At 30.4% G+C, this 10817-nt stretch carries 11 protein-coding genes; all 11 read right to left on the bottom strand.

What is annotated here, in order from left to right:
- Positions 1-230: 230 nt before the first annotated feature.
- The 11 genes from BUC09_RS14480 to BUC09_RS14425 all read right to left on the bottom strand — a co-directional run bounded on the left by BUC09_RS14480 (position 231) and on the right by BUC09_RS14425 (position 10023).
- Positions 231-1124 (bottom strand): hypothetical protein, encoded by an 894-nt coding sequence (locus BUC09_RS14480; protein ID WP_073312304.1) that lies wholly within the window; start codon positions 1122-1124, stop codon positions 231-233.
- A 154-nt stretch (positions 1125-1278) separates the two neighbouring features.
- Positions 1279-2295 carry an STM3941 family protein gene (locus BUC09_RS14475; RefSeq protein WP_073312303.1) on the bottom strand — a complete coding sequence of 339 codons (1017 nt, stop codon included), beginning with the start codon at positions 2293-2295 and terminating at the stop codon, positions 1279-1281.
- Between the two features lie 191 nt (positions 2296-2486).
- Positions 2487-3050, bottom strand: coding sequence for a hypothetical protein (locus tag BUC09_RS14465; RefSeq protein ID WP_143161947.1), 564 nt, complete (start codon positions 3048-3050; stop codon positions 2487-2489).
- Positions 3051-3239: 189 nt separating this feature from the next.
- The gene (locus BUC09_RS14460; RefSeq protein WP_073312300.1) at positions 3240-3590 is read right to left on the bottom strand and encodes a hypothetical protein; all 351 of its coding nucleotides are present in this window, start codon (positions 3588-3590) and stop codon (positions 3240-3242) included.
- Positions 3591-3596: 6 nt separating this feature from the next.
- Positions 3597-4094 carry a hypothetical protein gene (locus BUC09_RS14455; protein WP_073312299.1) on the bottom strand — a complete coding sequence of 166 codons (498 nt, stop codon included), beginning with the start codon at positions 4092-4094 and terminating at the stop codon, positions 3597-3599.
- Positions 4095-4259: 165 nt separating this feature from the next.
- Positions 4260-6056 (bottom strand): AIPR family protein, encoded by a 1797-nt coding sequence (locus BUC09_RS14450; RefSeq protein ID WP_084127281.1) that lies wholly within the window; start codon positions 6054-6056, stop codon positions 4260-4262.
- 176 nt (positions 6057-6232) lie between these two features.
- Positions 6233-6766: a hypothetical protein gene (locus tag BUC09_RS14445; RefSeq protein WP_073312298.1), complete on the bottom strand. Its 534-nt coding sequence runs from the start codon at positions 6764-6766 to the stop codon at positions 6233-6235.
- Positions 6767-6957: 191 nt separating this feature from the next.
- A complete protein-coding gene (locus tag BUC09_RS14440) occupies positions 6958-7908 on the bottom strand; it encodes a hypothetical protein (protein WP_073312297.1) in 951 nt (316 codons plus the stop codon).
- Positions 7909-8060: 152 nt separating this feature from the next.
- Complete coding sequence (locus BUC09_RS14435) at positions 8061-8741, bottom strand: alkylmercury lyase family protein (RefSeq protein WP_073312296.1); 681 nt, start codon at positions 8739-8741, stop codon at positions 8061-8063.
- A gap of 20 nt (positions 8742-8761) precedes the next feature.
- Positions 8762-9388, bottom strand: coding sequence for a chloramphenicol acetyltransferase (locus BUC09_RS14430; RefSeq protein ID WP_073312306.1), 627 nt, complete (start codon positions 9386-9388; stop codon positions 8762-8764).
- Positions 9389-9555: 167 nt separating this feature from the next.
- Complete coding sequence (locus BUC09_RS14425; protein WP_073312295.1) at positions 9556-10023, bottom strand: hypothetical protein; 468 nt, start codon at positions 10021-10023, stop codon at positions 9556-9558.
- Between the last annotated feature and the right edge of the window lie 794 nt (positions 10024-10817).

The raw sequence follows: 10817 nt of genomic DNA, 5'->3' as shown, positions 1-10817 counted from the left end.
CCAAAAATTATTCCTGCTAAAATGGAATTTCTGATTTTCTTCATTAACATGGTTATTGTTTTTCGTTTCGTTTTTTCAACATGACCGCTAACGTTCTGTGGCTTGCTCTCAGTGGCGTTGAACCAACACCAAGCCATTACAAATATAACAAAACATTCCATTCAGCAGCGGATTTTCCGTAGGAAAATCCGGAAGTAGCCATTGAAGCAAACCGCTGTTGTGTGTAGTATTTAATTAATCACACCTTTCATTTTTTCTTCTGGCCTAATTTTAGATTCAAGTTCTAATACAAATTCAGATACTTTACTAATTACATCGTCAATAATAGCTTCATTTATTTCAATTATTTTGCCCTCTTTATTTTTACCATTTCTATGTACCATATCGTGTCGGGTCTTAATAATTAGCATTAGGTCACCAATTTCTGGGAATTTAATTTTCAGACTGTCTTGATACATATTTCGAACTTTAGGTAAGTCATGATAGATTACGTCTAGTAATTCCTTTTTTACAACATCTTCTATTTTTCCAAGCTCGTCATATATTTCATTTAAAGAGAACTTTCTATCCTTTATTTTGGGATTAGTTTTTACAAAGTTTTTAAAATTTTCTTCACTATTAAAAACTTCAAATACTAGAGTGGAGGATAAATAATCTTCTAAACAACTTATAGTGCTTGAATATATTTGTCTTAATAAAGTTTTTTGGAGGTTATTGTTTCTTAAATCAACATCATTTAGGGATTTTAAGTTTTCAATTTCATTAAAGAAAATATCATAGTAATTTGTGGTGCTTAAAATGGAATCTATTTGATCATTATAATATTCATCGTCTTCTTCTTCTTGATGTTCAATTATTTCAAGAATATCATCATCTTCGACATCATCGATTTCAACGTAAGCATCTCCATAACCAACATTTATATTGATTTCATATTCTGTACCACAACTTTCACAACACTCATTTACTGTAATGCCATTATGGGAATCACTAGCTTTTTCTGCTAGATAATTTGGATGTGGAATAGAGTGTTCTTCCGAAACTATTTCTTCTCCACATTCACTACAATTGAAGATAATTTCGATTGATTTAGTACCAAAAGGAAAGAATTCTTTATACCCCATTTTTTTGTAATATTACACACAACGTTCCGGCGCTTGGCGAGGTTGCGAAGTTCGGAACCGATTATTTTCTGTTAAAGATAAAATTTCTTGCGAAATGTAAACGTGAATTTACTACAAAATTCGCAATCTTGCCAAACGCTTGTTGGTGGCAGTATTAATTCCATTCGTTTAGTTCGGTATCAAATTCTTTCAAGTTATGGTTTAAGAATTTAAGTTCTAAAATATATTCTTTTTCTGTTTTTTTGTATACAATTTTGCTCACTATATATTTTTCAATTGGATTAAAGTTTAGATTTTCACTTATCGTTTTTATTTCATTTGGATAATTTCCAAATTCAGTTTTATAAGTTTCTATTTTATTAGTCAGTTTAATTCCAATTTTATTTGTTGCATAATCATAAGTTTTAAAAATTAGGACAATTAAAACCATATTAGTAAAACCTAAATAAGCTAACCGTTCAGCATATTTTCTCAAGTTGGAATTGTTATCAGTTCCTCTATACCATTTTGCTATTAAACCACCTATTCTCATTGTAATCATAATTACCCAAAAAGCGTAAAAATTACTTAAAGAAGCAACAAGCATACATATTAAAATCAGCAAATAAGTAAAATATTTTTGACTATTTGAAACTGGATTTAATGTTAAGCTAGAATTAAAGTTTTGGATTTGATTATTTCGTATACTTTTTTCTGATATTCTAATTGTGTTAATGAAATCTGTTAGCTTATTTTCGTCAATTTTGATTTGACTTAAATTTAAATTCAATTCTTGAGCGCCAATATATTTATTTAGTTTGTTTAACTTGCTAAAAGTATTTTTTTTAAACACAAATGTTTCGTCGACAACTATTGAGATGAATTTTTGATTATAAATATCAATTAGATAACTTTCTTTGATTTGTTCCCATTTGATCTCTGTCTGTTTTGTTGTTCTGTCCCAAATTCCATTTTCATTTATTATAATTTGTGGTCTATTGTCAAATAAAGTGAAAATACTAATTGGAATTCCTAAACCAAAAAATGAAGTAATAAACCAACCCATATAATAATCAAAAGTTCCATTTTGTTTTTCAGAAATCATCCAAAATCCAATTAATACAAAAGGTAAACACAAAGCAAGAATTTTTAATCCTTTCGAGTTAGATTTGTATAGTTTTAGTTCGGTCATTTTTGATTATGTCTTTTTTCTGCGAGTTTTTCGAAAATATTGCCACCAACGTTCCCGCGGCTTGCCGCAGTGGCTTGGATTACTCACAAACCATTACAAATATAAACGGAATTTTGGTGTTAGCGTTTTTTCCGCAGGAAAAAACCGAACCTAAGCCATTGCTGCAAACCGCTGTTAGTGGTAGTGTTTATTTATTCTGTTAATTTAGTATCAAGAATTAAAAGTTTATTCCAATAACCTTTCTTTAATTTAATTTTGGCATAATTAGATTTTTCTATTTTTTCAAAACTATATTTATGTACATTAATTTCAGTTTTTGATTCTCCGATTTTTACGGTTATTTCATTAGCGCTTCTATGGTTTCCTTCTTTTTTTTCAAGTATTAATGTAGTAATTTCATATTCTTTACTTGTTGATAAATGTTTATTTGTGAAAATGAAAACCGCTAAGAAAATAGAGCCATAAGTAAAAAATTTTTGAAAATAAATTACTATAAATGAATAATCATTTTTTTCGTATACTTTATCTATTTTATATAATAATATTGTGAATATTAATCCTAAAACCGTATATAATTTAAGTATGAAATCTAAGCCAATAATAACAAAAAGGTTAGATTGTCTTATTGAATAAAAGAAGCATAAACATCCAAAAAAACCAACAATACCTTTCCAAATTAAAATTGTGTTTTCTTTTTCCTTTTCACTTTCTGAAAAATGATATTGGGGTTTATTTTTAATAAAAATGTTTTTCATTAAAGTGCTGTAATTGGTTTGTTTTTTAGGATTCTGTGGTAACATTACCACTAACGTCCCGCCGGCTTCATGAAGTTGGGGAAATTTATACCCAAATCATTCCATTAGAACTGAAGTCAAATATATAAAATTGCTTTTAAATTTAGCCTTAAAACCCCAATTTCATGAAACCGCTGTTAGTGGCAGTTTTTATTTTTGTAAACTTTCAATAATCATAATCAAAATCATTATTCCAATTACAATTCCTCCAACTTTTAGATACAATTTCATTGCTTTCTTTCCGTCTCGATAATCTGAGGTTGGAATTGTTTCTGTATTAGCAATTATTCCGTTTTCTGTGAAGATTTTATCAAGTATTATTCTGTCAGTGTCTTGTATGAAATACCTAATTCCATTTCCAAATGTAGGTTGATTTTCAACGTCGCAATAATATTCAACATTCTGTTTTTCTAATTCATTTTCAAATATAATTTTGTCCTTTATCAAAATGTAAATTTTGAAATGATTTTTGAAAAGTATTTCCGGATTGTTTCTTTTCATTTAGTTTTATCTATTAATGTAAATTCGGTCTAATAGAATTATAAAAATAGTACTAAGAATTATTATCCATGTTGATCTATTAGGAATATATCTTTTTCTGAAATTTTCTTTAACTAAAATTAGACCGATACACGCTAAAATCAATAATATAAATACCGTTAATAGTATTTTGTTAATTTCAAGTACTGGTTTTTTTAGATTCAATTTTATCATTGAAATAAATAAAGAAGAACTAATAGAAAACCAGAATATTATAGATAAAGTCCAAGCCCAAAATTTTTGAAAAAGCAGACCAATTCCAGATACTAAAGAAATTAGTCCCAGTATAATATTTAAATGATATGTTTTGAATAATTTCAAAATTGAAATTTCAGCACCGCCAAAATAAGGGCGATGTACAACTTCGATTATCATTAGAAGATTGTCAATCGAAAACCAAATTAAAAAAATAGCAGTTGCAATTTGTATGGTTGAAATTATTTTCTCTAACTTATCAATTTTCATTTGTTTTCGGTTTTCTCAAAATTGCCACTAACGTTCCGCGGCTTGGCGCAGTAGCGGCTGCGTGAACGATTATTTTCTTGCTAAGATAAGATTTCCTTGCGGAAAATAGGCGAGTGGTTAAGATAAAATTAGCTATTGTGCCAAACCGCTGTTAGCGGCTGGCAATTAAAAGTTAAAGTAATTTTTTAGATCACTTAATAATGTTCTCCCTTTATAGTAAGCCGTCCAGTTAGTTTCAATATATTTTTCACCCGTTTCTATATCGAATTTTTCTTTAAAATAATATCGTTTATTTTCTTCTGTCTGCCTTAAAAAATCCTCAAAACTTGGCCAATTTCCAATAATGTCCTTTAGTTTTGAGTCAATCAAATTATCGTAATCACTTATTTCATATGAGTTTTCAAATCGATTAGAAAGTACCGTTGTGATTGCATATCTTGCATTAAATCTAACGTTTGAAGAATCAGATGAAAAGTGCGCAATTCTCTCAAAGCCTTTTAAGCAAAAAATATATTTTCTAAATTCAGATGCATCAGGTAGTATAGAATCAAAAGCTTGTTTGTTGAAAAAATTAGCAACGCTTCCAGCCCTTGCTTGAACTGGATTGTTTTGGGATGCAAGACATATTCGAATAAAATTTTCTCTATCAATGATTTTAGATCTATCAACATAACCGCTCCTAATTCCATCCCCAAATTCACCTCTTTTACGTTCATAATAAAGACCGAAATCATCATAAATTGATCTTTGTAAATCTATCTGAACTTTATCATTAGCTCTTCTATCAGCTTCAAAAACAGGCGACTGTTGGTTTGTAGCAATCGAAATTTGCTCAATAAGTTTTAATTTGTTTTCTTCGAAATCTTTAGTTTCGTGTTCTTCAACATTAAAGGAAATTATTTTTAAAAGCACTTCTTTATTTTCAAACAAATGCAACGTATCGTTTTTAAGAAAACGGTCATATAAAATACTTAAAGTATAAGCTGTTTGTCCACCATTAATGATTTGGGGATTGGTTACCAAAACTTCAGCTTTATTTTTTTTACCTACTTTATCACTATAAACTGTATCATCTGAAAGCATGGTAATACCATTGTTGAATAGAGCAAATTCGTTTGTGTTGAAATCGGTGATAGATCTTGAAATTTTTTCATTTATACTACCAGTTGCAAGATCTAAATAACTCCTAGGATTAAATTTTAATATAGAGTTTTTATATTTTGATAATATTTTAGCAATTTCAATTGTAGGAACAAATAATGCGTTAACTGTACATTCAGCATATTTTGTTACGGGATAATATTGAATACGATGTCCAGCACTATTACGGTCAACATTAATTGTGATTTTTAATTCCGAAATATTATAATAAGAGCCCGATACTAAAGGGAAAACCAATTCAGAGTAAATTCTTTGAAAGTTGAATATGTGTACAGGGTATCCACCAGTTAATTTATTTAGTTTAGGTTGAAGGCTGTTTTTTACATTTGCTAGTAAAATAATCTCATATTTATATTTAGGAAGATCAGATATTGATTGAAGATGTTTTATTAGGTTTTGAATTTTACCATTATACCTAATTCCATTCTCTCCTTCTTCTTCTCCTTCAACAATTCTTTCAATATCCATAGATAATAACTCTTCGAATGTTATTTCCTTGTTCTCAAAATTTTGATCTGAATTTCTAAATTTTGATTGTATGAAGTAAAGTTTCTTATTTTCTTGGTCTATAAAATAAGCATCAATTCCCCCATCGTAACCATCATCTGTTATATAGTTTTCACGTTCGTTAAAATCAATAAGGCCAAAGGTCACTTTGAGGTATAAATGGATAAATGCTCTTCCTCTAGCATTTTCTAATTTTTCTTTTTCATCTTTTTCGGGATGATATCTATTATAATTTAATGGTGCTTCTAATCTTAAACTATCAACTATTTTTAATAAATCGGAATATTTTGTCATTTTATAGAGGTTTTGTTTTTGCTTGCCGCTAACGTCCCGCCGCTTGGCGAGGTTGGGGACTAAATTAAGATTAATATTTCGGTTAAGCACAAAATTTCCAAATACAAGACCAACTTTAAATCCAGCCTAAAACCCCAATCTAGCCAAACGGCTGTTAGCAGTAGTTGTTTTATTAATTAGTCGATTGTTCTATATTGATACTTTTCAAAATTTGATTTTATCACAATGTGACCATCTCCGAAATCTTCATTATAATATTTATAAGCGTAAAGTTTATATAATGTTTTTGTAATTTCTTTTTCTTTAAAACCGATTTCTAAAACCTTATTTTCTTTATCAGGGAATATTTTTATTTCATTCCAATACTTATTGTAATCTATTGGAAGTGCAAAATAAAGTTTTCGGGTTCTATTTTTGTTTGTTGTTTCAATCTTATAAAGTTGCTGGTCTTTTCCGTTGTAATCTACCAACTTATCCGCAGCTAAATTTACAGTAACAAAATATTTTCTCTTTTCCTCATTTATTTCAATTTTCGCGGATGATAAAATTTTATTTTCTATTGGAGGGGGTGGCTGTAAGTTTTTTGCGCAAGCATGAACTTCAGATTCTTTAATTTCAAGTTGTTTTTCTTCTTTATGACAAGAATATAATGACAAAATTGATAAAACAAAACCGATAAAAAGAGACTTATTTAGGAATATTATTTTCATTAGAATTCGGTTTTTCAATTACTGCTAACGTCCCGCCGGCTTTAAGAAGTTGGAGATTTTTGTTACTGTTGTTTACAAATATACCGAAAAGTTTGAAAGAAAGAAGTTCAAAAATAGGAGAGAAGTGCAAGCACTAGCTCCTCCCGATAAACACCCAAACCCCAATTTCTTAAAACCGCTGTTAGCAACAGTTATTTATTTTCACATCTGTTTTCAATCACCGCTAATAATCTATCTTGAAAATCCTTTAGCATTAAATCACCCCAAAATTTCCCATAGAAATTAATTTTAGAAGTCAGAAGATACTTTGTCGTTAGAGATAATTTCACTTTGCCATAGTTTGTTTGTTTTAATTGATATGTGGCATCCACAAATCGAAAATAATTTCCATTTAAGACATGGCGTTCAAAGATTTCATCAGCTACCGATGAATTGTCGACAGTGATATTGAAAGAGACTTTTTTGTTCTCCTCATACACAGTAATTGCTTCGATAAACTTTAAACCATTTTCAAAGTTACCGATTCTTTGCCCGCCCAAACCTTTCCAGTTTACTTGCGCATTTAATGGTCTTGGGATACCCATTTCGTTGAATATGCCCATATTGTATTCTTTAGGGTCAATCGTTTTTACTTCCACAATATTGTCCCATATTTTCTTTGGAGTAGCATTAATTTCCACTTCACTTTTGACTTCGTATATTTTCGATGGGCTTTTGACCATGTTTTCAATAGGCCCAAGCAAGAACGGAATAATTAGGATTGAGAATAGCTTATTATTTTTCTTTTCCTGATTAATTTGAAAAAGTACATAAATGAGTGAGCCAATTGTAGCTAATATAAAGAATGGAGCTGCAAGAATTACAACACATAGAAAATCTTCAATTCCAAATAAGTATAGTGTTGTGAAAAAACAGCCAAGAGTCAGCCATGGAACAAATATAAATGTTTTATAAGCTCTCAATTTGTCCTTGTCGACAAACATTAAAGGAATAATACCAAGTATAGTTGGAATTACGAATAGGTAGGTTATTGATGCCAATGTTGCCTTATCTCCAAAAACTATTCTAGTAAGTACAGCATAAACAATACCTATGATAATCCCGATTATTAAGAGACCGTATTTTTCTTGGATTCGTTTCATTTATAATTGTTGCTAACGTTCCCACGCTTGGCGTCAGTTGCGAACTTCGGAACTGATTATTTTCCACTAAGATAAAATTTCTTGCGGAACGCAAACGTGAATTTACCACAAAATTCGCAATTGCGCCAAACGTGTGTTAGCAGCAGGTTGTATTAAAAACGCTCATTTGAATCTTCCAATTGCCAGATTTTATTTTTAAGATCAAACTCATTAAATATTTCTTTTGCTTCTTCAATTGTCCATTTTTTCCAATTTGGATTCAAATGGTTTCCATACCATTTTTTTGAAAAGTTCCAGATTTTTTCGATAGGCTGAATATCTCCTTTTGAAATATTATGCTTTTTCGTCCATTCCTCAATCTGTGTTTCATTTTCAAAGACTAGCATATTACTGCAAGTGTAAATTACATTATCCCACGCATTCTTCATTGGTATTGGAAAATGTATAAAATAATTTTTCTCTTGGATTTCTCCATCGATAATATTGATTTCAATTTGTTTGGTTTCAGCTCCAATAGTTGTTATTATTTTTACATCATCTTTTAATAATGCTGCAACACCTAGCGAACACCATGCACAATTTCCCCACCATTCGCCATTCTGTGTTTTTACGTAGAAGTTTGTAGGTGATAATGAAAATGGATGAATGACCCAAACTTTAGGTTCATTTGGATGAAGCACAACTCCATGATATTCTTGCAAATCATGTAAGCCTTTTATGATTTCATTTTCAGTTGCGCTCAATATTTTTGATAATTCGGAAACATTTGGGGCAAAACCATTGTCAATTATTTCTTGGAGAATTGTAAAGTGTAGATTTGAATTTGTTATCATTTTTTGTGTAGGTTATATAATTATTTATCCAGCTGATTTTGGAATTCGGTTAAATATTTCGCTAAATGAAAACCGTCGACCAAACCATGATGTGCTTCAATGGAAACTGGCAGATATTTTTGGCCATCACGCATGCTGAATTTTCCGAACGTGATTTTTGGAACAGATTCGTCTTGAGTAAAATTTGTCGGATGTAATAATCCGCTAAATGAAGTCCAGGGAATTGTGGAATGGCGAATCAAATCTTTTTTTATATCATCATCATTTAGTCTTAATCCTTTTGAATTTTGGACGCTTAAAATTTCTTTCTGTAATTCAGCATTGAACGCTTGGAAATCACTTGAAAAGTGAACGAATATAAATCCGAAAGTTCCGTCTTCTCGACCAATTGTAGCACCGGCATTTATAACAGGAAATGAAACTACATTATCATTAACAATTCTGTACTTTAATTCTTCAACAACATTTACGGCAATCATTGATTTATGAAGATAATAGGCAAAGAAAGAGTAGCCATTTTCTTTTGCAATATCATAAGCTTTTGTGCAATTTACTTCTGTTACAATTCCAAAATATGGACTTGCCATTTTTGAGAAGAAATTAAAGTGCTCTTTTCTATTCCAATTTTCAACATCTATTATTTTCATTTCGTGTATTTGATTCGGGTTTCTTGTCAACTTGCTGCTAACGTTTTGCGGCTTGCTCTCAGTGGCGTTGCACCAACACCAAGCCATTACAAATATAACAAAACATTCCATTCAGCAGCGGATTTTCCGTAGGAAAATCCGGAAGTAGCCATTGAAGCAAACCGCTGTTAGCTGTAGTCTTTTCTTTTCCCGATTCGAATGAGTTTTTTATATTCTTTATCATTATAAATCATTGTTCGCATACAAATATCTGTCGATAGAAAGTTAACTTTTCCCCACCAAGAATATTCTTCAAAATGGGAATATACAATATATTTTTGTCCAATATTGAAACGAAAACCGCAATCGCCATTTCCAAAACCTGAATAAACTTTTATAGTATCATTTAAAGTTTTTCCTTTAATGCGTTGAGTAATTGAAATTTTGTATTCCATCATACTCAAAAAATTTAATGAATCTATTCCAACATTTGATGAGTCCATTTTTATTTTAACCTTTTTGGAGGAAATAATCGTTCCAACAAAAACTGCATCAGCAGATTTAAGAGACGTTTTAATTTTACTTTTTCCAATACATGAGCATGCAAATGAAAATGAAGTGATAAAAAGCATTACAATTAATAAGTATTTTTTCATTTTGGATTTTTTTAGTCAACTTGTATTAAGACGGCACTTTTTCAAGGTTACAGCTAACGTTTTCGGGCTTTGCGTTCGGGCGGGTTTCGGAGCACAAAGTTTCAATTTATCACTAAAGTTTATTAGAAGCACAAAGCTTCAAGTTTGCACGTCACCCCGCCTGACGCAAAACCCGTGTTACCAGCAGTGTTTTCTGGTCAGTCGTTTAGCCGTCAATTACTCTCTTTTTCTTTATTTCTTGTCGCCACATTAATTTCGATATAACTGAGTCCGCAAATAATTACTATTTCAATCAAAAAATATGTTATCCCAATTATTGTCAGTAAAGGGAAGTATTTAATTAGTAGTCCGATTGTCAGTACACAATAAAGTAAGTTTGCAATGCCAATAAGCCTAATGAAAGGTGTCCAACGTCTTTTTAAAAATATAAAACAAGCGAACGAATAAATACAAAAACAAAATGCTATTACCGAAAGGTAAGTCAATACTGTTTTAGGCATTCCAAAATAATCATCAAACTGTCGCATTATTACAAACAGGAAAAATACAGTCAAAATCGCTCCTAAACTGTCAATAAGGAAAAGCGTCTTTTGTTTTTCTGATAAATGATTTATTAGTTTGTTTATTATTTTATTCACTCAAAATATCGTTATTGTTGTCAGTTACATTGGTCGTTCTACAGTTGTCTAAAATTGCTGGTAACGTCCCGCCGGCTTTGTGAAGGCGGGGATTTTTGTTACTGATGTTTACAAATATACCGAAAAGTTTGAAAGAAAAAACTTGAAATAGAGTAG

The sequence above is a fragment of the Flavobacterium terrae genome, from assembly GCF_900142035.1.
Classification (GTDB): Bacteria; Bacteroidota; Bacteroidia; order Flavobacteriales; family Flavobacteriaceae; genus Flavobacterium; species Flavobacterium terrae.
The sequence above is the reverse complement of the archived record's forward strand: the minus strand, read 5'-3'. Positions and strand labels throughout refer to the sequence as shown.

Bases quoted from the DNA above. Each gene is read 5' to 3' on its own strand.
- BUC09_RS14480 (WP_073312304.1), bottom strand. From the start codon at position 1,124: ATGGGGTATAAAGAATTCTTTCCTTTTGGTACTAAATCAATCGAAATT.
- BUC09_RS14475 (WP_073312303.1), bottom strand. From the start codon at position 2,295: ATGACCGAACTAAAACTATACAAATCTAACTCGAAAGGATTAAAAATT.
- BUC09_RS14465 (WP_143161947.1), bottom strand. From the start codon at position 3,050: ATGAAAAACATTTTTATTAAAAATAAACCCCAATATCATTTTTCAGAA.
- BUC09_RS14460 (WP_073312300.1), bottom strand. From the start codon at position 3,590: ATGAAAAGAAACAATCCGGAAATACTTTTCAAAAATCATTTCAAAATT.
- BUC09_RS14455 (WP_073312299.1), bottom strand. From the start codon at position 4,094: ATGAAAATTGATAAGTTAGAGAAAATAATTTCAACCATACAAATTGCA.
- BUC09_RS14450 (WP_084127281.1), bottom strand. From the start codon at position 6,056: ATGACAAAATATTCCGATTTATTAAAAATAGTTGATAGTTTAAGATTA.
- BUC09_RS14445 (WP_073312298.1), bottom strand. From the start codon at position 6,766: ATGAAAATAATATTCCTAAATAAGTCTCTTTTTATCGGTTTTGTTTTA.
- BUC09_RS14440 (WP_073312297.1), bottom strand. From the start codon at position 7,908: ATGAAACGAATCCAAGAAAAATACGGTCTCTTAATAATCGGGATTATC.
- BUC09_RS14435 (WP_073312296.1), bottom strand. From the start codon at position 8,741: ATGATAACAAATTCAAATCTACACTTTACAATTCTCCAAGAAATAATT.
- BUC09_RS14430 (WP_073312306.1), bottom strand. From the start codon at position 9,388: ATGAAAATAATAGATGTTGAAAATTGGAATAGAAAAGAGCACTTTAAT.
- BUC09_RS14425 (WP_073312295.1), bottom strand. From the start codon at position 10,023: ATGAAAAAATACTTATTAATTGTAATGCTTTTTATCACTTCATTTTCA.